The sequence below is a fragment of the Variovorax sp. 679 genome (assembly GCF_003952185.1).
Lineage (GTDB): Bacteria > Pseudomonadota > Gammaproteobacteria > Burkholderiales > Burkholderiaceae_C > Variovorax.
In genome coordinates this window covers 1-21,935 of record NZ_RXFS01000004.1, presented here as the reverse complement: position 1 = coordinate 21,935, position 21,935 = coordinate 1, and the positions used below count along the sequence as shown (strand labels likewise).

The following is a 21,935-nucleotide window of genomic DNA, read 5'->3' as shown; positions in this document are numbered from 1 at the left end:
CAGGCTGGAGAGGCCTTCGCGTGAGGAGACGCATTCTTTCCACGCAAGCAGGCGCCGCGCCATCCCGCAAAAGCAGGATGCGAGCTACGGCCGAAGGCCTATGAAGCGGATGCGGCCTACTTGAACTCGTGGCTCACCACGGGCGCGGACTTGCTGTCCTGCACCGTCACGCGCTGGCGGTACACCTCGAGGTCGCCGTTGCGCACCTCGATGTTGTAGATGCCCGGTCGCAGCGACAGCGACTTCAGCGGCGGACTCACGCCGCGGTCGGCACCGTCGACGAACACCTGGCCCCAGGGTCGGACGTTGAACACGATGCGGCCCATGCCGGGCGCCGCCGCGGGCGTGGCGGCAGGCGCCGTGGCGCCAGGCGTGCCTGCCGGCGTCGCGCCCGCCACGGTCGTGGTGCCGGGCGGTTGCGTGCCGGGCGCGACGGGCACCGAGGGTGGCGAGACCCGGTTGATCTCTGCGAGAGCAGCGCGCGCCTCGCGCGCATGCAGGCCGCGACGGTAGCGGCGCAGGTAGGCCTCGTAGCCTTCGCGCGTGTTCTCGCTTTGCGCAAGGTTCCAGTCTTCCGCCTCGGCAGTGGCCAGCGCGGATTCGGGCGGTGCCGCTGGCGTGGCCGGTGTGACTGGCGTGGCAGCAGGAGTGACCGGAACGTTTTCCAGCGGCGCCAGCGGCCCGTTGCTGGCGGCAGCGGGTGCACTGGCCGCCGCGGCAGGCAGTGGTGCCGCCCCGCCGGCCACGGCCGGTGGCACGCCGTCGGTGGCCGGTTGCGTGCCGGTTGCCCCTGCCGGCGGCATCACAGCCGGCGGCGCGGTATTGCTCGACATGGGCTCGGCCGGCGGCGGCACCGGCACCATCGCGGTCTTCGAGGGTTCCTGCGGCTGCATGCCCGAAGTCAGGCGCAGGCCGATCCAGGCGCCGACCGCCACCAGCGCGATCATCAGCACGCCCACCATGCCCCATGGCGGACGCTTGAGCTTTTTCTTCTGCGCGACCGTCGCGGCCTTCTGCTGAGCCGCCTGCGCCTTGCCGCGCTCTTCCTGCACGGCGCGCGGCGCGGGTGCCGGCGCCGGAGCCCGTGCGGGTTCGGGCGCAGCCACCGGCAGCGGCTCCAGTGGTGCCGGCGCGGACACCGTCGAGAACTGCTGCGGCGCGAGCTGCGGGGGCGGCGGCGTCGCCGACACGGGCGCGGCGGGAATGATCACCGTCGGCGCGCTCATGCCGTTCACGTAGATGTCGCCGAGCTTCACCAGTCCCAGTTCGGCGGCGAAGGCAGCCACGGTCTGCGTGCGGTCCTTGCTGTGAACGGCCAGCGTGTGGTCGATGGCGGCGCAGAAGGCCGGGCTCAGGTCGTCGCGGCCCATGGACGACAGCGGCACGTAGGCGTCCTGCACGCTGCGCACCACGGCCGATGGCGGCGGATGGCCGGTGACCGCGCGGTACAGCACCGCACCCAGCGCGTACAGGTCGGTCCACGCGCCCTGCAGCAGCGTGTTGTCGTCGGCGTACTGCTCGATGGGCGAGTAGCCCGACTTCACCATCACCGCCACCTCGTCGACGAGGTCGGCGATCGACTTGCGCGCCGCGCCGAAGTCGAGCAGCACCGGCAGGTCGTCCTGCTGGATGAAGATGTTGTCGGGCGCGATGTCGCGGTGGAAGCACTGGCTGCGGTGCAGCGTCTCGAGCGCGCCGAGCAGCGGGCCGAGCATGCCCAGCAGCCATTGCTCGGTGATCCTGCCGGGCTCGTCTTCCGCCAGGCGGCGCAGCGTGCGGCCCTTGTAGAGCTGGATCGCCATGTAGGCGGTGGAATTCGCCTCCCAGAACCGATGCACCCGCACCAGCGCCGGGTGGCTGAACTGCGCGAGCGTGCGCGCCTCGTTGATGAAGCTGCGCAGGCCCGCCTGGAAGGTGGCCGTGAGCCGCTCGGAGCGCACGTGCACGCTGTTGTCGCCCACGCGGCGCGCGAGCATGGAGGGCATGTATTCCTTGATGGCCACTTCGCGCTGCAGCGAGTGGTCGTAGGCGCGGTAGACGATGCCGAAGCCGCCTTCGCCGATCACCTCGAGCAGCTCGAACTCGTCGAGCCGGTGGTTCACGCCCAGCGGGTGCGGGCGCTCGTCCTGCGTGTCGGCCGGCGGGCTTCCGATGCCGTGCGTCGTCGTCATGCTTCTCTCCCTCCTGCGGGACCGTGGCTCTTATGGCGCGTCTGGTTCTTCATGCCCATGGCACATGCCCCTGCGAAAACAACTTGGAAAACAGCGGTGTGTTGAGCCCGCCGCCGTGGGCGGCGGTACGCAACGGCGATCCGTCGGCCTGGTTGGTCCACCAGTAGCTGGTGCTGCCGAAAGGATCGAAGCACAGTGGAAGCTCGGGCCAGCCCAGGCGCTGCTGGGCGCCGGCGCTACCCGCCGTAGGTCCGAGGATCGAAAGAATGTCGTCCGAACCGCCGCTCGCGGTCTGGAAGCCGGCACGGCCCGCGGCAAGCACCTGGCTGTCGAACTGGTCGGGAGCCACGCCGTGGCGGATGGCCTGCAGCAGCGCGGTGCCGCACTGCCAGTACCACGCGGCCGAGCCCTCGAGCACCGAGGGGCGGTAGTTGCGCGCGGCCACCTGCAGCGTGACGCACACGGGGTAGTAGCGCCCCACGCGGTCGCAGCTCGGCGCGATGCAGCCGAACTGCACGGCATCGACGCCCTGCGTGGCGGGGATCGCGAAGTTCCACACCGGTGCCACCGCGTAGTGGCGCGTCATGGCATCGGGCCAGCGCTTGAAACTGCCCAGGCCGTTCTGCATCCAGCGGTCCCACCAGGCCTGCAGTTCGCGCGGCATGCGCCGATAGAGAAAGTCGCCGGCGGCGGGCAGCTTGCCGTACCAGCCGATCTGTTCATCGACGGGCACCCAGGCCTGCGGAGGAATGCTGCTGTTCATTGCATATGCCTCAAGACAACATCGCGGCATATGCCAGGAACACCGCGGAACCGGCTTTGCCGGGCCGCTGGTGTTGCCCCCTGCAAGGGGGTAGGAGAAGCGACACGAAGTGCGCGAAGCCTGGGGGTGTTCATGATTTCCCCGGGCACGAGAAGCTGTTCATCTGCGGCAGGCGCAGCGGGTTGTAGACGCTGTTGGCCGTCACCGCGAGCACCACCTTCTTGCCCTGCAGGTCGAAGCTGGCATTGAACGATTCGGGCGAGCTGCCCGCGGAGATGGAGGCCTTGTCGAACAGCCGGTGCAGCGCCCACGGGCCTTCGGTCACGATGCCGCCGGCGGGCGTGCCGTTGGCGGTGGTCACCTGCAGGCGCACCTGGTTGCTGTTGCGCGGGCCGGGCCACTTGATGGTGCTGGGCGCCTGCGGACCGTGGGCGTAGCGCACCGTCTGGCCGTCGACGTCGAGCGTGAACTGCGTGAGCTGCGCGTCCATGTCCTCGGGCCGGATGTCGATGGTGAACGAGGGCGTGCGCCCGCCCGCCATGCCCGAGAAGAACACGTCGCGGATGGCCTGCGCCTTCTGGAACGAGTCGAGGTACGCCGAGCGCCCTGCCGCGCTGCCGTCCACGCCGCGCTTGAAGGCCCAAGGATTGACCGAGGTGTCGACCTGCGTGATGAGGTTCTTCTGGAAGAAGTCGTCCATCATCCCGCCCGGCGCGAACAGCTGCGCGAAGTCGCCCGAGGCCACGTCGCGGCTCGATCCGCGCGTGAACGGATAGCGCCCCGCAATGGCCTGGTTGCAGAACGAGCCGATGCTCGCCGCCGCGCTCTGACCGATGTTCTGCCGCGTCACCGCGGCCGCCTTCGACGACGCGGTGGCTGACAGGTCGTTCAGCATGCCCTGGAACGGCACCGGCAGCCGCCCGGCCTCGGCCTGCACCTTGGTGACGGAATCGCTGGTCGGCGGGATGTTGCCGCTGCGCAGCGCAGTGTCGGTGGCTGTGAGGAAGTTGTAGAGCTCGTTGATGAGCGCGGCCGTCGCGTCGATGGGCGCCTGGCCGCCCTGCTTGGGCGCGGTCACCATGCGGCGCAGCGGCTCGAAGTGGTTGTCCACCAGCGACTCGGGACGGTCCACCCGCGTATTGCGGCGCTGGCTGCCGTCGGGCTGGCCGATGAGCTGCTCGATGCGCTCGCGCGTGCTCTGCACGCGGTTCTGCGCCTGGTCGAGCAGGCTGCGCGCAGCCTCGTCGTGGTTGCGCAGCAGGTCGGTCTCGCGCGCGGCGCCGCGGATGATGCGCGACATCGGCGACTCGGCGGTCGAGAGCACGCGCGTCATCTGGATGCTCTGCAGCAGCGAGCGGCTGTCGGCCAGGCGGATGTCGACGAGGTAGTCGTCCCACACCTTGATGTAGTCGGTGAGGTAGAGCCTGCGCACCTCGCGCAGCAGCAGCTCGCGCGATGTGATGTCGGCGATGCCGGGCGCGCGGATCTGCAGCACCCAGCGGTCTTCCTGCTCGAGCGACAGCGCGGTCTCGGCCATGCGCTTGTCGAAGATGTCCCAGTAGCCGCGGTAGGTGAAGAGCGTGGGAATGCCGTCGGTCAGCGGCTTGCCGCTCGCGCGGCGGATGACGAGCGCAGACTCGGCGCCGCCAGCCTCGGCGATGGTGAAGGCATTGGGTTGGCTGGTCTGCAGCAGGATGCGGCGCAGCCGCGCATACGAGCGCTGCGCCAGCGGCACGCCCGCCAGGCGCTCGCGCGTCTGCGTGATGAGCCTGTCGTCCTTCGCGAAGGGCGAGGCCACCACGCGGCCCGCGAACAGCGCCTTCAGGTGCGATTCGAGGTTGGCGCGCTGCTCCCGCGTGAGCGAGGCGCCGATCTTGCGGTCGACGTCGCTGAGCAGCCAGGCCTGCAGGAAGTCGGCGTCGTAGCGCTCGGCGTCGTACAGCATCAGGTAGGCCTTGAGCGCCTCGTAGCTGTATTCGGCATCGTTCTTCGCGGCTTCGCGCAGCGACTGCTCCACGCGCTGCGCGGCCTGCGGCAGCAGCACGGTTTCGAGCGCGCGCTGGTACACGCCGTCGGTCGCCGCCTGCAGCTTCTCGCCCTGGTAGAGGCCGAAGCGGTAGGAGGTCGGCGGATCGCCGATGTCGAAATGGCTCGACTTCGGCAGGTCGCGCAGCTTGTCGAGAACGAGCAGCGAGCTCGCGACGTCGCCGCTGGTGTCGACCACGGTGGGCAGCTCGCCGCGCGCGGCGGCCTTGTTGAAAGCCTTGGCGTTGGTGTCGACCTCGGCCACGTAGTCCTTGTTGTTGCGCCAGCTGTTCACGCAGGCACCGAGGAACAGCACCAGCAGCACGCCGATCACGCTGTAGCCCGCGATGTCGATGGCCCGCTTGCGCCGGTACCAGCGCAGGTTGGTGCCGGCCACGCCCGCGTCGCGGAAGATCACCTGCTGCAGCAGTTCCTTCAGGAAGTAGCTCTTGCCCGGGCCCGGCGGCGGCGCCGGCGGCGCGTTGACCTGCAGGTAGCGCTTGATGGCGCCCATCACGCGGTCGAAGGCCGTGCCCTCCTGCGTGCCGCTGGTGAAGTACACGCCCCGCAGCATCGAGGCCGCCTCGAACTTCGACGGATTGAACACATCGGCCAGGAAGGTGCCGAGGATGTCCTCGAAGCTCGCGAACTGCTGCGGCAGCAGGTAGGCCTGCGCGCGGCGCATCGGGTCGGACTCGGCGGCCAGCAGCTCGGGCAGGCGTTCGTCCAGGCGCTGGTGCAGCAGCTTGTATTCCTGGTGGAAGCGCTCGCGCAGGTCGCCGTTGCTCACCGCCGCAGCGCCCTTGGCGGCCTTCTTGTTCGCCGGGTTGCCCTGGATCGGGAAGGTGAAGCCCCACACCTGCTGCCGCTCGGCACGGCCCAGCGAGCCGAAGTATTCGTTGAAGCCGGCCAGCAGGTCGGTCTTGGTGACCAGCACGTACACCGGGAAGTCGATGCCCAGGTCGTTGCGCAGCTCCAGCAGCCGCTTGCGCAGCGCCATGGCGTGGCGCGCGCGCTGCGCGTCGTCGGCCAGCGGCAGGTCGGCGATGCTGATGGTGAGGATCGCCCCGTTGATCGGCTGGCGCGGGCGGAACTTCTTCAGCAGCTCGATGAAGCCCTTCCACTCGCCCTCGTCGGTCTCGCGGTTGCTCTCGTGCGTGGTGTAGCGGCCGGCCGTGTCGATCAGCACCGCCTCGTTGGTGAACCACCAGTCGCAGTTGCGCGTGCCGCCGATGCCGCGCACCGCGGCCTTGCCGAGCTGGTCGGCCAGCGGGAAGTCGAGGTCGGAATTGACCAGCGCGGTGGTCTTGCCCGAGCCCGGTGCGCCGATGAAGATGTACCAGGGCAGCTGGTACAGGTACTGCCGGTCGAACAGCGAGAAGCGGCTCGCGGGCTTGCCGTCGGCATCTGCGCCGAAGCGCATGTTCTTCAGGATGTTGGTGGCGTCGGTGAAGCCGCTCTGCAGCTCCTTGATCTCGGGGGCGTCCTCGGGCTTGGCTTCCTTTTCGCTCTTGGAAGGCGTGCGCAACTGGTTCAGCAGCTGCGCGTTGAGCCGGCCCTCGCGCCACTTGCGATAGATGATGCGCACGAGCCAGATCACGAACATCAGCACGATGACCACGATGCGCACGATCTCGTCTTCGAGCGGGCGATAGCGGCCCACCGCGATGGCCGGGCCGATGACCCAGATCAGGAAGGCGAGCGCGACGAGTCCCAGAAAGACCCAGAGGTCGCGGCTGATGAGAAAACGGAAGATGGCGCGCAGCATCAGCGGGAGCCTCCGGGCTGCGGAGCAGGAGTGGGAGCGACAAGCGGCGGCGCGGCAGCCACGGGTGCGCCGGCGCCCGGCGCCACCAGCAGCGTCACCTCGACACGGCGGTTGCGTGCGCGGTTGGCCGCGGAGTCATTGGGCACGAGCGGGTCGGCGTCGCCTCGGCCTTCGGCGCGCAGCCGCTGGGGCCGCGCGAGGCGCGTGGCGATCATCTTCTGCACCGCGTCGGCGCGGGCCTGCGAGAGTTGCCAGTTGGAGGGAAAGCGCACGCTGCGGATCGGCTGGTCGTCGCTGAAGCCGCTGACCAGCACGTTGCCTTCGACGGCATTGAGCGCATCGGCCACGCGCGCGAGCACCGGCGCATAGCGGTCGAGCACGCGGTCGGAACCCGAGGCGAACAGGCCGTCGCCGCGCAGCACCACGACACTGCGATCGGCCTCGTCGCGCACGGTCAGCAGGCCTTCGCGGATCTCGGGTTCGAGAAAACGCTGCAGGCGCGGCACCGGCGCAGGCATGACGACGGCACGCTCCGCCTGCGGCAGGCGCACCGCGTTGACGGCCGCGAAGGCGCCGTCGGAATGGCCCGCAAGATTGAAGGTGAGAAAAGCGAACACGGCCACCAGCAGCACCGCGGCCACCGCGCCCACCGCCCACACGGGCAGCCAGTTGCGCGCGCGGCGCACCGGCGCGCTGCCGTCTTGCCAGTGCGGAGACAGCGGCACGGGAATTTCGCCGCGCGTCTGCCGGATGATCTGCAGCAGCCGCTGCTTGAGCGTCTCGAGCTGCGTACGGCCGTTGTCGATGACGCGGAAGCGCCCTTCGAAACCCATTGCCAGGCAGAAGTAGATGAGCTCGATCAGGTGCAGGTGCTGCTGCGGGTTCTGCACCAGCCGCGACAGCAGCTGGAAGAACTTCTCGCCGCCCCAGGTCTCGTTGTGGAACATCACCAGCAGGCTCTGCGACGACCAGATGCTGCCGCCCCAAGGCGTGAGCGCGGCCGCTTCGTCGACTGCCGTGCACAGGCAATAGCGCGCGCCGATGATGACTTCGGGCGAAATGCCCGCCTGCTGCGCGCGCGTCTCGAAGCGGCGCACCTCGTCGACGAGGTGCTCGCGCAGCTGCGACGGCGCGGGATGGTGGCCGGTGGCGCGGATCTGCGGGATCAGGTCGAGCAGCGGGTTGGCCGCCGCCACCAGCGGGTTGTTGCCCGCGAGCGCTGTATCGCCGGCATGCGGGCGCCGCGCGTCATGCCACGCGGTGAAGGACTCGGGCTGTGCGCCGAGTCCGCGCTGCGCCGCGGGCATGCCGCCCATGTCGGCGTTGCCGCCCGGGTTCGGCGGCACGAAGCCTCCCGGGCCGACGGCCATGTCGTTGACACCGTTCATAGAGTCCCTCACGGACGGATGGCCCAGAACTCCATGGCCAGACCGGGAAAGTCACCGGCCAGGTGCATCGCCACGCCGCCCGATTTCTCGAGCTGGCGCCACATGTCGCCGCTCTTGTCGAGTTCGAAATAGTGGTAGCCCGCGTTGTACGGAATCTGCCGCGGCGCCACCGGCAGCGGACGCACCACCACGCCCGGCAACTGCAGCTGCACGAGGTCTCGGATGCGCTCGACCGAGCCGATCTTCACCTGCGTGGGGAAGCGCTGCTGGATGGCATCGGCCGGCAGGTCGGCATGCACCGCGAGCACGAAGCCCGCATTGCGCACCAGCACCGGGTCGGGCATGCGGCCCACGCGCACGCCGTGGCTGCGCTCTTCGAGCTCGATGGCGATCGCGCTCTGCTCGAGCACGGCCGACAGCGAACGGCGCAGCTCCTCGAGCAGCGGACGGATGCATTCGTTGAGGTTGTCGTGGTCGTAGATCGGCCACAACACTGGGCGGCGCGTGGGCGATGTGTGCGTGGCCAGGTGGCAGGCCAGCTTGAGCCAGTCGACGAAAAGTTCTTCGGGATGCACCTGCACGGCCTGCTGCGCATGCCAGGTGAGTGCGAGATAGCGGTTGACCAGTTCGAGCAGCAGGAAATCGGAGACCTCGCTCACACCGCCGCGCCCCGGCTGCGAGAGCCGCGAGGCCAGTGCCTCCGAGCGCTGCGTGAGCAGGCCGTGCAGCTCCGCGATCATGCTGCGCAGCATGGCGTGCGCGGAAGCGTCGAGCACGGGCGGTATGTAGTTGGCATCGACCACGAGCTTGTGATCGGTGCGCCGCTCGATCACGCGCACCGCGCCGATGGCTTGCCATTCGGCGGTGAGCGATGAAGCGCGCGCAAGCCGCAGGCGCGGCGCGGCGAGCTGCAGCACGGCGGGCCCGAGCGCGACGGCATTGCCGTCGTTCACTTCGCGCTCGATCACGCCGAAGCGCGCCGCCGAGCCTTCGTCTTCCGAGAAGATCACTTCCTCGCTGCCGGGCCTGCGCAACGGCAGCGCGAGAACTATGAGTTCGTCGGTGAGGTCGTTCGGTACTTCATAAGGAAGAGGCGCGTCTTCCGCGCCGAACGAAAAGGGCGTGCCGTCGGGCATCACGCCCGCGCCGCCGAGCAGCGACACGCGACCCAGCGCATACGCGTCGCGGTCGATTTCCAGATGCAGCCACCCCCAATAGGCGCCTTGCAGGCCCGCAGTGCGCCGGGTCACGTATTGCTCGACATAGCGTTCCATTTGCTGGAAGTGCTGCGGTCGCAGGTACATGCCCTCGGACCACACAACGCGATTCGCCAATGCCTGCGGATGGGCGCCGTTCTTTGCAGCGCCCGGATTGCGAACTGTCACCAAAAAGACCTCCTGGGGAGTGCTCACGTCGGAGCGGGAGATGCGCTGATGAGCGGCCTCCCGGTCCACTTGTTTTGCTCTTGATGCTACACGTCGTGTCTTACGTTTTGCACCGCATTTCACGCACGAATTTCTCGCACTTTCGTACTAGAGAATCGACACCCCAGGCTCGAAGTTAACGACTTGGTAGCAGCTCTATGCCCGTCTTGCGCACAGCGATGCTCACGGCCTGTTCGCTGGGCGAGAACTGCCACACCTTGTACAGGTTGGTTTGCTTGGGTTCCTTCAGCGGCAGCACGATGCGCCAGCGCGAGGCCTCCAGCTTGCGATAGCCCGCGATGATGCCGATGGCCCGCGAGTCGAGTGCGGCCTCTCGCTTGAACACACGCTCTTCGCCGCTGCGCATGATGGCCTGGTCGGCATTGACGAGCTCGGTACTCAGCGTCTCGCGGTCGCGATCCTGTAGAGCGAAATAGTCTGCCGTCTCGAAGTTACCGGAAGATTTCAGTTCGAAGACCTTCACGAGGATGGGCGCGGCCTGGCCGCGGCCGTCGGGGTTGACGCCATCGTCGATCCTGATGGTGATGGCATAGGGCGTCGGCATGGACTTTGCCGTGGATGCGCATCCGCTGATGAGGCCCGCAAACAACGGTGTGGTTGCAAGTGCGCCTTGTAGCAAGCTTCGTCGATGCATTGGAATCTCCCGAGGGTTCGCGGCTTATATTATCGAAGTCATGCGCCCTTACGATGGCGCATCGCGTGCATGTCGCAACACAGCGGCACACTATCTCAAGCATTACCTCTTGCAAGGTAGGAGAGAAGATTGAAGTCATGTCTGCCTGCTCTGGCGTTAGCTCTTCTTGCGGTCGCCGGTTGCACGACCACACCACCGCCGGAACCCGCGCCGCAACCCGAACGACTGAGCCAGCAAGTGGCGCGCACCACGCTCGAGAAGGCGCAACAGGCGTATGACGAAGGCGACTATGCGAAGGCCCTCAGCACGCTCAAGAGCGGCGGCGTGTCGGTGTTCGAGGCCGCCGAGCCTTCCACGCGGCTCGACGCGATGAAGCTCGAGGCCTTCAGCTACTGCGTGGCCAACCAGATCGCCGAATGCCGCCTCCAGTTCCGCAAGATCCTCGATGCGTTCCCGACCTTCGAACTCAACGTGGCGGAGCGCAAGCATCCGGTATGGGGCCCCGCGTTCGAGGCCGCCAAGCGAATGAAGCGTTGATGAAGAACATCGCGGCCGCACCGGCATCGCGGCGCGAGAAGACGAACACGGAGAAGCCATGCGTTGGACAGTGATCGAACACGCCGGCAGGCCGGTGGCCACGGGGCCGTCTGCATTGCTCGCCGCGCCCGGAGGAACGATCGGACGCAGCCCCGACAACAACCTCGTGCTGCCCGACGAGCAGCGGCAGATCTCGCGCCTGCAGGCCACCGTGCGCTTCGACGACGACGGCGTGGCGGTGCTGCGCAACATGAGCGCGGTGCTGCCGATCAGCGTCAACGGACGAGCGCTCGCGCACGAGCAGGAAGCGCGCGTGGCCGACGGCGACCGCGTGGCGATCGGCAGCTATCTGCTGGAGGCTTCGAGCGCGCTGCGCGCCGCGCCCGCGGTCGCACCAGCAGCGGCCGTGATGCCGCCTCCTCCGCCAGCGCCGCCTCCTGCCTTTGCGCCTTCGCCGGCGCCCGCGCAGTTCGCGCCGCCGCCGATGGCCGCGCCGATGTCGGCCAGCCCCATCGATGCGTTGCTGCCTTCCTCCGGTTCGTCCGACGTGTTCTCCGACCTGTTCGGCGAAGGCGCGCTGCCCATCGGCGATACGCAGCCCACGGTCGCAATGCCGTCGCCGCGACAGGCACCGCCGATGCCACCGCCCGCCGCGTTCGTGCCGACACCTTCGCCTGCGCCAAGCGAGGCATTCGCCATCCAGCAGCAGTACCAGCAGCCTCCGGCGCCTCCTCCAGTGCATCCGGCGAGACCGAACCCGAACACGGCCTCGTCGCAGATGCCTTCCGCCGCGGACTGGGACGCCATCCTCGCCAACGCGCCGCGCCGCGTCGACAGCACGCCCGAGCCGATGCCAGACCCGATGGCGCACGAGCCCTTCGAGCTGCCGTCGCAGGCGCGCCGCAATCCGGTCGATCCGCTCGCCGAGCTGAACCCCGACGCGGCCAACGACATGTCCGACATGGCGCTCAAGCGCGGCGTCGATCCGCTGTCCTTCTTCGCGTCCGACGAGAGCGCGCATTCGCCGCTCTCCGACCCCCGCCCCACCGCGCTGACCCACACCGATCCGCTGCTGCCGGGCGACACGCACCCGGCGGTCGACCTGCTGCAGAACAACAGGCCCGCAGCGCAGGGGTACAGCCATTCGAACCATGCGCGCGAAGTGGGTGCGCAGTTCCGGCCGCCGAATCCAGTGGCGATGCCGGCACCGGCGCCCGCGCCCACGCCTGCCGTAGAGGCGCCGAAGGCGGAAGCTCCGCCGCCTCCCCCGCCAGCGCCAGTCCCGCCGCCGCCACCTCCTCCGCCGCCTCCCCCAGCACCACCGCCCGCGCCGGTGATGCAGGAGAGCAAGCTGGAGCCGCCTCCTGTCGTAGTAACACCACCCTTGCCGCCGGCAGCAGCGCCCGTCACGGCGGTTGCTGCCGCACCTGCAACACAGCCCACGGCGCAACCTGAAACAGCGGCAATCGCAGCTTCATCATCGTCGTCGGAAGCCCTCTTCAGGGCCTTCCTCGAAGGTGCCGGCGTACCCGAAGTCGCGGGCCAGCAGCCGCTCGACATCGAAGCCATGCAGCGCCTGGGCCGCATCATGCGGGCCTTCACCGACGGAACCATCGAGCTGCTGTCCTCGCGCGCCATGCTCAAGCGCGAGGTGCGCGCCGAGATCACGATGATCGTGGACGAGGAGAACAACCCGTTCAAGATCCTGCCGAATGGCCGCGCCGTGCTGATGCAGATGTTCGGTGCGCGCATGCCCGGCTTCCTGCCGCCCGAGGCCGCCGTGCACGACGCGCTCGGCGACCTGCAGTCGCACCAGCTCGGCATGGTCGCCGGCATGCGTGCGGCACTGCTCACGCTGCTCAAGCGCTTCGACCCCGCAGCGCTGAGCCGCGAGACCCCGCACGACGGCAGCCTGGGCGAGAAGCTGCTGCCCGGCGGCCGTGAGGCGCGGCTGTGGCGGCAGCTGCAGCAGTTGCACACCGAAACGACCGCAGCCGTCGAAGACGACTTCCAGGCCGTCTTCGGCCGCGCCTTCCAGCAGGCCTACGACAAGGAAATGGAACGGCTGAAGGAGGCGCGCCGTGCTTGAAGCCACACCACGCTCTTCCTCATCCTTTGCCGTACCGATCTCGACCTCGCAGTTCTCCTGCGTCGGCGAGCGCAGCGGCAACCAGGACGCCATCGGCTACCACCTCGACGAGCGCAACGGCTGCTTCGTGGTGAGCGACGGCGTCGGCGGCAACGCGGGCGGCGAACTGGCCTCGCGCATCGCGGTCGACACCGCGCTCGACACCTTCGTCATCGCGCCTTCCCTGGACGCCGCGAACATCCAGCGCTGCGTGAAGGCCGCGAACGACGCCATCCTCGCGAAGCAGCGCGAGCTGACCGAGCAGAGCCGCATGAGCGCGACCTTCGTGTCGCTCTTCGTCGACCGCATCACCAACCAGGCCTGCTGGGCGCACGTGGGCGACAGCCGCCTCTACTGGTTCCGCCGCGGTGCGCTGATGCAACGCACCGAGGATCACAGCCTCTCGGAACGATCGGGCGATGCGGCGGCGAGCCACCAGAACGGCGGCGAGCGTCTGGTGAAGACCAACCTGCTGTACCGCGCGCTCGGTGCGCGCGCGACGGCCGAGGCCACCATCACCGCTCCGCAGCGCCTGGCCGATGGCGATGCCTTTCTTCTGTGCACCGACGGGCTGTGGCAGCTGATCTCGCAGCAGGTGATGGAGCGCTCATTGCAACTCGCCGACAGCGCGGAGGAATGGCTCGCGCTGATCCGCCGGGCGGCCGAGGCCAAGGCCGACGATTCGCAGGACAACTACTCGGCGCTGGCTGTGTGGGTGGGGTTTCCGCAGCAGGTGACGCTGGCGGGAACGGCGGCGCCGGGCAGTGGCGCCTGACGTCACTCGCTTTCTCTCTTTCAGGCCATCAACACCAAGATCTTGGGCTGGCTCGGTACGATGCGCATGCCCATTGCATTGCCGCGGTTCTGCCGGGTCATGCTCGTCAGGCGCGTCTGCGCGGAGCCCTTGATCAGCATCGTGAACGCGCCCAGCGTGTGCCGCGACTCGCCCATCACGCTCTGCACCGCCACGCCCAGGCCGATGCCCGCGTTATCGCCAAAGGTCAGCGGCGTGCGCGTGGCCAGGTTGTGCGCCGGGGTGCACAGGTAGAGGATGTTCCAGGCCTTCGGGATCGCGGTGGGACCGAGCGCGAAATTGGGATACGGAATGGGAATGGCCGGCGACTTGCAGACGTCCGGAAAGGCCAGGTCCATACCCATCAATTGGCAGTTGGCGAACATTCGTTGTCTCCTTCGATGATTGGGAATCCGGCGACGCTCAGCCCATGTGAATCTGGCTGGCATCCGCCTTGATCAGGTCCTGCGCCGTGACCACGGTGTTCTTGCCGTGCAGCCGCGCCATCTCGGTGGCCTGGTAGTCGATATGCGACGCACGCACCTGGTCGATGCCTTCGGTCATGCGAAACGCTGTCTTGCTCAGGTGCACCAGGCGTTCGACGATGGCTTCGTAGACGCGGCCGATCACGCGGATGCTGAGCACCCGGGCCTCGGCCTCTTCGCCCTGATAGGCGAGCCGGCCTACGCGGCAGTCGGCTGCGTCGGCGTCGATTTCCAGCTGCGGCGCATCCATGCGCAAGCCTTCGCGCCCTAGCAGCGAAAGATGCGTCGCGCTTTCGATGTTGACCGCACCACGCTCGGACGCCAGGGTCAGGTCGCCACTCACGTCCAGTCGCGAGGTGCGCGCGTCGGCCTGCTCTGCCACCGCGGTGAGGTAGAGACGGTTCGAATCGGGCCCGCTCACGAGCACCAGATCGCCGATCTCGGGGCGCAGCAGGCAGCTTGCGGCGCGCTGGCAATGCAGCACGCGGCCGTCGCTCTCGACGCTGTAGATGCCGCCGGGTAGCGCCGAGGTGACGCTTCCGAGCACGTTGACGGCACCGCTCTCCGGGCCCGCGCGATGTTCGGCGACGGCCGGCTGCGTCGATGGCGATCTCAGGGGGGTGACATTCATGGGGAAACCTCGCTGTTCTTGTCAGGGCCTGGCTCCGCGCGCCGAGAATTCCTCGGCCGCGAACAGATCGGGATCGTTCGGCAGCAGGCCGCCCCGATCGGAGAATCGCGTGCCTTCGGTCAACGCACGGTGCATCTTCGTGCGCATGAAGGTGGCGCCGCCGAAATCGGCGTCGTGCAGGTCGGCATACGAGAAATCGGCATAGGTCAGCGTCGATTCGCTGAAGCTGGCCTTGCCGCAGCGCGCACGATGGAACACGCACTGCTCAAGATCGGCGCCCGCGAAATCGACGCCTTCCAGATCGGCGTCGATCCAGATGCTCTGGGTGAAAACGCCGCCCGTGCATGCCACGCCCTTCATGTGCACTTGCGGAAACAGGCTTTGCAGCGCGCGCACGCGCCGCAGGCTGCTGCCCTCGAGTTGCGCGCCCTTGAAGTTGCAGCGCAGGAGCGTTGCGCCCTCGAAATCGGCATCGCGCAGGTCGGCGTCGGTGAACTGGCAGTTCTCGAAAGACTGACCGCGAAAGACCTGTCCCGTGAGCTTCGATTCGATGAAGATGGTCTTGTCGTAGCTGCAGCCGGTGAAAACCGCCGAGCGCAGATCGGTTCGAAAGAAGGTGGCTCGCACCAGCACGCGCGAGAAATCGACGCGCCGCAGCGAACCTCCGTGGACGCTGAGTTTTTCCAGGCGAACATCGGCGAACGACGCGTCGTCCAGGACGTCGTCGGCGAACGAGGCATGACCCATGTCGGCGCCCGAGAAGTCCACGCCGGCCAGGTTGCAGCTCTCGAACATGACGCCGTCGAGCGACGCGCCGGGCATGCGCGCACCGGGCGCCTCGCACCGGCTGAAGACGCATTCGACGAGCACCGCCGAGGCCAGGTTCGCATCAGCGAAGCGGCACTGGTTGAACATGCCGCCTTCGAGCTTCGCGCCCGACAGATCGGCACCGCTGAAGTCGCACGACAGGAAGATGCCGCCCGACAGGTCGAAGCCGCGGAAGTTCAGCCCCTTCAGGTTTTTCTCGCGGATCTCGTCGCCCCGCTGGACCATGGCCTGGATGCGTGTAGGCGTCATGGCGTGTCCTGCTCCGGCGCGCGCTTCGGCACGGTCTTGACCTGCTCGGTGTAGGCCTCGTCGAAACGGGTGAACTTGTCGATCAGGCACTGGCCCAGGTCGGCCTGGAACAGGTTCGCGCGGTGAAAGTTGGCCGAGGCGAGCAAGGCTTTCTGCAGGTTTGCGCCGATCAGGTTCGCACCGGCGAGCGTTGCACCCGTGAGATCGGTGCGCACGAAACTGGAGTCCCGCGCATCGGCACCCGCCAGCACGGCGCGGCGCATCGAGGCGTTCGAGAAGTCGGTGCCATCCATCCTGGCGCCGGTGAAGTCTGCGGCATCGAGCATCACGTCGCGCAGGTTGCAGTCGATCAGCACGGCGCGCTGAAAGCTCGTCTCGCCCAGCTTGCTTTCACCGACAAAGCAGGTGCTCTCCACGCGTGCGTCCGAGAAATCGACACCTCCGCGGCATTCGCTGTCGGTCCAGTCGCAGGTGTCGAGCTCGGCGCCCGCAAAGACCATCCCGGAGACGACGCAGTTGTACCAGGAGACCTTGCGCAGGCGCGCATGATCGAAGCGGATGCGGTGCAGCTCGCTCTCATCGAGGAAGTCCACCGAGGCGAGCTGTGCGCGGTCGAACCTGCAGTCGCTCAGACGGGCTTTGTCCAGCGTCAGGTCGTCGAGCTTCGCATCCGAGAAGTCGCAACCCTCGGCATGCAGCTCGTCGAGCTGGGTCTGATCGAAGCGGGCTCCCGAGAAATCGGCGTTTTCGCAGACGGCCAGCACCATGTTGGCCTTGGAGAAGCCGGCGCCGCGCAGCGAGGTGCGCGAGAAGCGGGCGCGCACCAGCAAGGCCTCGCTGAAATCGGCGTCGTCGAGCACGCAACCGCTGAAGTCGGCGCTCTCCAGCAACGTGCGCTGCCAGCGCGTGCCGCGCAGGTCCATGCCCGAGAAATCGGCGCCAGTGAGGTCAAGGCCGGAAAAATCGCGGTCATCGGCCAGGATGCGCTCGGCCTGCGCACGCGCCTGCGCCGCCGCCTCTGGCGACATCGCATCGGCCGGATCCTGATGCTGCGCCGTGCGCCGGTAGTTGGCGATGAGCTGATCGCCCGCCGTGTGGGACAGCCGCTTCAGTTCATCGGCCGCCTGCTGCGACATGGGGCGCGCGCCCGCTGCGGCGGAAGACTGCCGCTGCCTCTCGATGCGCGACCAGGCATCGACCTTCGGCGGCCCCTTCTGCTTCGTCGAGATGCTCTGCTCCATGAGCTTCGAGGTATCGAAGCCCGCCTTGCGCGATTCGACCGCGTTGGCTTCGGCTGCCGCTGCCATCTCGGCACGCACCTGCTCCATCTTCGCGCGCTGCTCCGCGATCAGGGCTCGCGTCTTCTCGATATAGGCCGGCACGTCGCGCATCGACGTCGGCGGCTTGTGCGCCGCCATCTCGCTTTCCGGCACTTCGAAGCGGCTCATGTCGACACCATCCGCCTTGGCCTTCTCCCGCACTTCCGAACGCATGCGTTCGGCGCGCGCCTCCATGTTGCGCCGCATGGGCGACTGCGGCAGCGCGGACAGGTCCAGCTCGGGCCACGGACCCAGGATGTGCTCGGGCATGAGCTGCTCGTCATGCAGGAGGTAGAGCGCACGATCTGCTGCCTCGCAGCGGATCACCAGCACCTCGCGGTAGTCCGCGACCGGCAACGGCGGCGCGCTGCCCTCCTCCATCGCCATCATGGCGTGGCTGATGTCGTCCGCATCGTCCTCGGCGATCTCGGTCACGCCGTGATAGATCAGGCCCAGACGCTCCAGGTGCGGGAAGAACCACGCGGTGCTCAGACGCAACGGCAGGTCTTCGAGCGCAGCACCGTCGAGGCTGTGCAGGTGTTGCTTGCCGCGCACCACGAAGCCGCGGGCGCGCCAGTCGGGAATGCGCCCCCGCTGCACCGGATGCCCCGGGTGCATGTTCGTGATCTCGAACTCGGCGCCGGCCAGCTCGCCGTCGCCAGGCGCGAGCCACTGGTCCGGCGGCGCGGCGTTGAAGTAGTTCCAGTCCATGTCGCGCGCATAGCCCGGAAAGAGGTTCTGCTTCCAGTGCTCGTCGTACTGCTTTCCCAGGCGCTGCGCGCGCGAGGGCCGCTCGATGCCGACAAGGCCGAATCCGGCGGGCACGACCTGCTGGTCGGGGCGGCGCAGCATCGCGTGCGGCAGCTCGATGTTGGGCAGGCGGCGCGTGTGCATGCCGTTGACCAACTCATCGGCATGGCCGATGCCGTCCGGGTTCTCGGCGAATGCGGGACCGCCGAAGGCGTGCTGCCAGTCGAGCCGCAACGTGTCGAAGGGCTGCGGCGCACTCGCACGGCCATCGACCCAGAAGCGGTCACCGAACACGTGCAGAGCCTTGGTGCGCCGGCCGACCCGCACCGCCACCGCGCTCTGCGTGCGGTCGGCCTGGTGGCATGTGTAGGCGTTGCCCGCCACGAGGAACTCGGGATTCACCTTGGGCATGCCGAGATCGAAGGAAAACTCGCCACCGAGTTCGTTGGCGAAGGTTTTCCAGCAGTCGGGTTCGGGCACCAGCTTCGCATCGGGGCCGAAGCCGTCGGCCATGACGATCGCCGTCATCCCCAGCCAGTGGCGTCGGTCCTTGATGAAAGAGCGGGTGAGCATGCTCATGCGCAGCGGCTTGACGAGCTTCATGCGGCAGTCGTGCTCGGAATTTCGACCTGCGTGCGATCTCGATCGATCGCCACCATCGGCGGCACGGTGTCCGAATACAGCACATGCACCTTGCTGCCCCTGACGAAGGTCGAGAGCAAGTCTTCATCGATGAAGGTCCTCACTGTGGCCTCGCGCAGTTCACCCTGTTCGTCGCGCCAGGCCAGGCGCAGTTCGGTCGCCGTCATGCCCGCGCCATGCCGGCTGCGCTTGGTGAGCTGGCCGGGTGGGCGGGCGAGCCCGAGCACCTCGGCCTCGCCATGCCGTGCATGGCCCCGCAGTTGCGCCCAGTGCCGCTCCTCCTGCTTGTATTCGGAGTTGGTGGTCACGGTGCTCCACACCAGGAAGACGGACAGGAACACCGCAGCGACCATTGCGATCGCACCCACCGTCCCAAGCACTATGTCAGACCATGACATTCGATATCTTTCCTTCGCGAGGCGCCGGGGTCATTCGGTGACATTCAGGTCGCCGGACTGTGTTTCCTGCAGGGCCACATCGGCCTCCACCGCCTTGGTCTTCTTCAGCTTGATGACGATGTTTTCCTTGCGCCAGACCCAGTCGATGAAGTTGACGACCGACAGGTTGACGAAGACCCCTGAGTTGATCGAGTTGAGACCACAGGTCAAGACCTTGAAGCCGTACAGGTCGTAGGACCCCAGGGTTGCCGTGACCTGAAATCCGGTGCCTTCCTTCACATTGCGCTGATACCAGGTCTGGCTGTCGGCGTTCACCTCCTGCCTCGGCGTGTTGTAGGTCGTCACATTCGTGTTGATCGTGAAGTTGGTGGTGTTGACCGTGTGGTTGGTGCTTTTGTAGAAGATGTCTGGCGCATAGACAGTCTTGGTGCCGGTGACCACCGTGTTGTCGGGGCCGAGCACGAGCTTGCCGTCGAAGGCGTTGATGATCTCGACCCGCCCGCTGCACGTGATGCGAATGTCCGAGCCCGCGACGAGCCGCAGCACCGAGCCGTTGACGGTAACGACCACGTCGCCGTTCACGGTCTCGAAGATGCCGTCGTTGACGATCCGCTTCTCGCCACCGCTGATGATCTCCGTCGCCCCGCCGGTGATGGTGCGGGTCTCGCCGTCGGACACCGTCTCGGTGGCGCCGTCGTGCACGGTGCGGGTCTCGCCGCCGTCGATGGTCTCGACCGCGCCGGCTGTGATGTGGCGCTCCTCGCCCGACTCGAAAGTGGACGACTCGTGGCCCTTGATGAGCGTGGTGCGCGTCTTCTCGGTGGTGTGCGTCTCGTCACCTTCCACCTCGGTGTCGAGGTTGCGCTCGGCGTGCAGCAGGATCTGCTCGGCGCCCGCGCGGTCCTCGAACACGAGTGCATTGGCGTTCGCTACCGAGCCGCCCTTGGTCGAACGCGACACGATGCCGCTCTTGGTGTCCTCCGCCGGCAGGTCGAACGGCGGCATCTGGTCGGCGTTGTAGACGCGGCCGATCACGATGGGGCGGTCGATGCGCCCGGAGATGAAGTCGACGATCACCTCCTGCCCGATGCGCGGCACGTGCACGGTGCCGAAGGAGTCGCCCGCCCAGGCCTGCGAGACACGCACCCAGAACGAGCTGTCCTGGTTGTTCTGCCCGACGCGGTCCCAGTGGAACTGCACCTTCACGCGGCCGTACTCGTCGGTCCAGATCTCCTCGCCCTCCGGGCCCACCACGGTGGCGGTCTGCGGGCCGCTGGTGCGTGGCATCGGCGTGCGCCGGGGCGCGCGAAACGGCTTGTCCGCGGGCTGTACGACGAACCCGGAACCGAATGAGGAGCCGCCCGGCGCATCCGCCGCGGTGGCATAGCCGCCTTCGCGCCAGTCGTAGCGCACCGACACCAGCAGGTATTCCTGGTTGTCGTCGTCGCGCGGCGAGCCGCGCATGGCGAAGCGGTATCCCGGCGCCATGCCGCGCACGGTCGCATGGCCCGCGCTGCGATCCGCGAGCGATTGCGCTTCCTCGAGCCGCACGCGCGCATAGTGCTCGCCGTCGCCGGCCGCACCGTAGTCGCCGATCCACTCGTACATGTCGTAGTCGGCGTTGTCGGTGGCCAGCGGCTGCACGCGCGTGTTCGCCAGATCGGCTTTGGGCGTGGTGAAGTTGAAGTCGTCGACCGTGAAGCTGCCCGATCGCACCTCGGCCGTCACCTGCCAGTCGTCGATCACCTCGATGTCGTCCGTGATGGCGCGATCGCTCGCGAAGCAGTCGATGCATGCGTAGCCGGGAAGCTCGCCATGTGCCGAGGCATCGTCCGCCAGCACCAACGTGTGCTGGTTCTTCTCGTGCTTGAAGTAGTAGTAGATGCCCTCGAGCTCCATCAGCCGGCTCACGAAAGCGAAATCCGATTCCTCGTACTGGGCGCAGAAATCCCAGGCCCTGTAGCTGCCGCTGAGCTTCTTCTCGTAGGCATAGCCGTAGGTGCCGAGCACTTCCTCGATCATCTCGACCGCGGTGCAGCCCTGGAAGGTACGGCTGTGGCTCGCGCGCGTGAGGTACCACAGCCATGGCCGCACGGTGGCCCGGTACACGGTGTGGCGTACCGTGCCGCCTTCGCGGCCGGTCTGCGCAAAGCGCGTGACCTCGCCATGAAGAAAGCGCGCATCGGCCGCGGTCTTCATTTCCAGCGCCATCGATTTTCCGAGCAGCGACCTGGCATCGATGGAAGGACTCGGACTCAGCAGCTCGACCTCGAACTCGAACAGCTCCGACAGCGTCTCGCTGCCGTGCATCGCGCGGAAGAACAACTGGTCTTCGGCGAGCGGCGTGTGGGCACGGACTACTCTTGCCATGGCGTGCCTTTCCTTTCTGCTCGGACGGCGCTCATTTCTTGTTGCGCTTCAGATTGACGGTGACCACGAACGGCCCCTTCTTCTGGGTGGTGCTCGTGGCAAAGCGGCTCTTCACATTGACCTTGATGTTGATGAGCGCATCGAGCCAGAACAGGTACGACCAGTTCGCGAAGATGCCGCTGAGCATGGTGTTCACTCCCGCTACCTGCAGCTTGCCGCCGAAAAAATCTGCGGAACCGATGAACAGCTTGACGTGCCGGTTCGACACGATGTCCTTCTGCTGGTCGACCCAGCCCTGGTCGGCAGCATTGCCGGTATAGCCCGGCGTGTTGAGGACGGCGACGTCCGCGTTGAGCGTGTAGTTGGTGGTGTCGACCGTGTAGTTGGTGCTGTTGTAGACCATGGTCGGCGCCGACACCGTCTTGGTGCCGGTCACGGCAGTCGCATGCGGCCCGAGCACGAGCTTGCCGTCGAAGGCATTGATGATCTCCAGCCGCCCGGCCGCCGTGATGCGGACGTCGGCGCCGGTCACCAGCCGCATCGTGCTGCCATTGACCACGAGCAGCACGTCGCCGTTGTCGGTCTCGACGATGCCCCCGTTGACGATGCGT

15 protein-coding genes and 1 pseudogene are annotated in these 21,935 nt (G+C 67.4%); 3 read left to right on the top strand and 13 right to left on the bottom strand.

The features are described from left to right. Positions 1-116: 116 nt before the first annotated feature. The 6 genes from EJO71_RS10575 to tssJ all read right to left on the bottom strand — a co-directional run bounded on the left by EJO71_RS10575 (position 117) and on the right by tssJ (position 10,194). Positions 117-2,171, bottom strand: coding sequence for a serine/threonine protein kinase (locus EJO71_RS10575; protein WP_125948677.1), 2,055 nt, complete (start codon positions 2,169-2,171; stop codon positions 117-119). A gap of 49 nt (positions 2,172-2,220) precedes the next feature. Next, entirely contained in the window at positions 2,221-2,934 is a 714-nt protein-coding gene (gene tagF / locus EJO71_RS10570; protein WP_125948676.1) for a type VI secretion system-associated protein TagF, read from the bottom strand. A 130-nt stretch (positions 2,935-3,064) separates the two neighbouring features. Beyond that, positions 3,065-6,727, bottom strand: coding sequence for a type VI secretion system membrane subunit TssM (gene tssM, locus EJO71_RS10565; protein ID WP_125948675.1), 3,663 nt, complete (start codon positions 6,725-6,727; stop codon positions 3,065-3,067). Further along, the gene (locus tag EJO71_RS10560) at positions 6,727-8,115 is read right to left on the bottom strand and encodes a DotU family type VI secretion system protein (RefSeq protein WP_125948674.1); all 1,389 of its coding nucleotides are present in this window, start codon (positions 8,113-8,115) and stop codon (positions 6,727-6,729) included. The genes tssM and EJO71_RS10560 overlap by 1 nt, the downstream gene beginning before the upstream one ends. Positions 8,116-8,123: 8 nt before the next feature. Further along, positions 8,124-9,503 carry a type VI secretion system baseplate subunit TssK gene (tssK, locus tag EJO71_RS10555; protein ID WP_125948673.1) on the bottom strand — a complete coding sequence of 460 codons (1,380 nt, stop codon included), beginning with the start codon at positions 9,501-9,503 and terminating at the stop codon, positions 8,124-8,126. Positions 9,504-9,675: 172 nt separating this feature from the next. Beyond that, complete coding sequence (gene tssJ, locus EJO71_RS10550) at positions 9,676-10,194, bottom strand: type VI secretion system lipoprotein TssJ (protein ID WP_125948672.1); 519 nt, start codon at positions 10,192-10,194, stop codon at positions 9,676-9,678. Between the two features lie 237 nt (positions 10,195-10,431). On the opposite strand from tssJ, the gene EJO71_RS10545 reads away from it, so the two are divergent. Genes EJO71_RS10545 through EJO71_RS10535 form a run of 3 tightly spaced genes read left to right on the top strand, consistent with a single transcriptional unit; the run spans position 10,432 to position 13,634 of the window. Beyond that, positions 10,432-10,731, top strand: a complete 300-nt coding sequence (locus EJO71_RS10545) for a TssQ family T6SS-associated lipoprotein (RefSeq protein ID WP_240651356.1) — start codon at positions 10,432-10,434, stop codon at positions 10,729-10,731. Between the two features lie 58 nt (positions 10,732-10,789). Then, positions 10,790-12,820 carry a type VI secretion system-associated FHA domain protein TagH gene (tagH, locus tag EJO71_RS10540; RefSeq protein ID WP_125948670.1) on the top strand — a complete coding sequence of 677 codons (2,031 nt, stop codon included), beginning with the start codon at positions 10,790-10,792 and terminating at the stop codon, positions 12,818-12,820. Next, positions 12,813-13,634: a protein phosphatase 2C domain-containing protein gene (locus tag EJO71_RS10535; RefSeq protein ID WP_125948669.1), complete on the top strand. Its 822-nt coding sequence runs from the start codon at positions 12,813-12,815 to the stop codon at positions 13,632-13,634. The genes tagH and EJO71_RS10535 overlap by 8 nt, the downstream gene beginning before the upstream one ends. Before the next feature lie 20 nt (positions 13,635-13,654). On the opposite strand, the gene EJO71_RS10530 is transcribed toward EJO71_RS10535, so the two are convergent. The 7 genes and pseudogenes from EJO71_RS10530 to EJO71_RS34300 all read right to left on the bottom strand — a co-directional run. Beyond that, positions 13,655-14,038, bottom strand: a complete 384-nt coding sequence (locus EJO71_RS10530; RefSeq protein WP_125948668.1) for a DUF4150 domain-containing protein — start codon at positions 14,036-14,038, stop codon at positions 13,655-13,657. Between the two features lie 37 nt (positions 14,039-14,075). Beyond that, positions 14,076-14,768, bottom strand: coding sequence for a DUF3540 domain-containing protein (locus tag EJO71_RS10525; RefSeq protein ID WP_171022571.1), 693 nt, complete (start codon positions 14,766-14,768; stop codon positions 14,076-14,078). Between the two features lie 21 nt (positions 14,769-14,789). After that, positions 14,790-15,845: a pentapeptide repeat-containing protein gene (locus EJO71_RS10520; RefSeq protein WP_240651355.1), complete on the bottom strand. Its 1,056-nt coding sequence runs from the start codon at positions 15,843-15,845 to the stop codon at positions 14,790-14,792. Next, positions 15,842-18,517: a DUF2169 domain-containing protein gene (locus EJO71_RS10515; protein WP_125948667.1), complete on the bottom strand. Its 2,676-nt coding sequence runs from the start codon at positions 18,515-18,517 to the stop codon at positions 15,842-15,844. The genes EJO71_RS10520 and EJO71_RS10515 overlap by 4 nt, the downstream gene beginning before the upstream one ends. Continuing rightward, entirely contained in the window at positions 18,514-18,954 is a 441-nt protein-coding gene (locus tag EJO71_RS10510; protein ID WP_125948666.1) for a hypothetical protein, read from the bottom strand. Before EJO71_RS10510 ends, EJO71_RS10515 begins: the two co-directional genes overlap by 4 nt. Positions 18,955-18,984: 30 nt before the next feature. After that, the gene (gene tssI, locus EJO71_RS10505; RefSeq protein ID WP_125948665.1) at positions 18,985-21,324 is read right to left on the bottom strand and encodes a type VI secretion system tip protein TssI/VgrG; all 2,340 of its coding nucleotides are present in this window, start codon (positions 21,322-21,324) and stop codon (positions 18,985-18,987) included. 31 nt (positions 21,325-21,355) lie between these two features. Continuing rightward, positions 21,356-21,935 (bottom strand): annotated as a pseudogene (locus EJO71_RS34300) (hypothetical protein); the annotation flags it as partial.

Excerpts from the sequence above, each read along its gene's own strand:
- EJO71_RS10575 (WP_125948677.1), bottom strand. The coding sequence starts at position 2,171 with ATGACGACGACGCACGGCATCGGAAGCCCGCCGGCCGACACGCAGGAC.
- tagF (WP_125948676.1), bottom strand. The coding sequence starts at position 2,934 with ATGAACAGCAGCATTCCTCCGCAGGCCTGGGTGCCCGTCGATGAACAG.
- tssM (WP_125948675.1), bottom strand. The coding sequence starts at position 6,727 with ATGCTGCGCGCCATCTTCCGTTTTCTCATCAGCCGCGACCTCTGGGTC.
- EJO71_RS10560 (WP_125948674.1), bottom strand. The coding sequence starts at position 8,115 with ATGAACGGTGTCAACGACATGGCCGTCGGCCCGGGAGGCTTCGTGCCG.
- tssJ (WP_125948672.1), bottom strand. The coding sequence starts at position 10,194 with ATGCATCGACGAAGCTTGCTACAAGGCGCACTTGCAACCACACCGTTG.
- tagH (WP_125948670.1), top strand. The coding sequence starts at position 10,790 with ATGCGTTGGACAGTGATCGAACACGCCGGCAGGCCGGTGGCCACGGGG.
- EJO71_RS10530 (WP_125948668.1), bottom strand. The coding sequence starts at position 14,038 with ATGTTCGCCAACTGCCAATTGATGGGTATGGACCTGGCCTTTCCGGAC.
- EJO71_RS10525 (WP_171022571.1), bottom strand. The coding sequence starts at position 14,768 with ATGAATGTCACCCCCCTGAGATCGCCATCGACGCAGCCGGCCGTCGCC.
- EJO71_RS10520 (WP_240651355.1), bottom strand. The coding sequence starts at position 15,845 with ATGACGCCTACACGCATCCAGGCCATGGTCCAGCGGGGCGACGAGATC.
- EJO71_RS10515 (WP_125948667.1), bottom strand. The coding sequence starts at position 18,517 with ATGAAGCTCGTCAAGCCGCTGCGCATGAGCATGCTCACCCGCTCTTTC.
- EJO71_RS10510 (WP_125948666.1), bottom strand. The coding sequence starts at position 18,954 with ATGTCATGGTCTGACATAGTGCTTGGGACGGTGGGTGCGATCGCAATG.
- tssI (WP_125948665.1), bottom strand. The coding sequence starts at position 21,324 with ATGGCAAGAGTAGTCCGTGCCCACACGCCGCTCGCCGAAGACCAGTTG.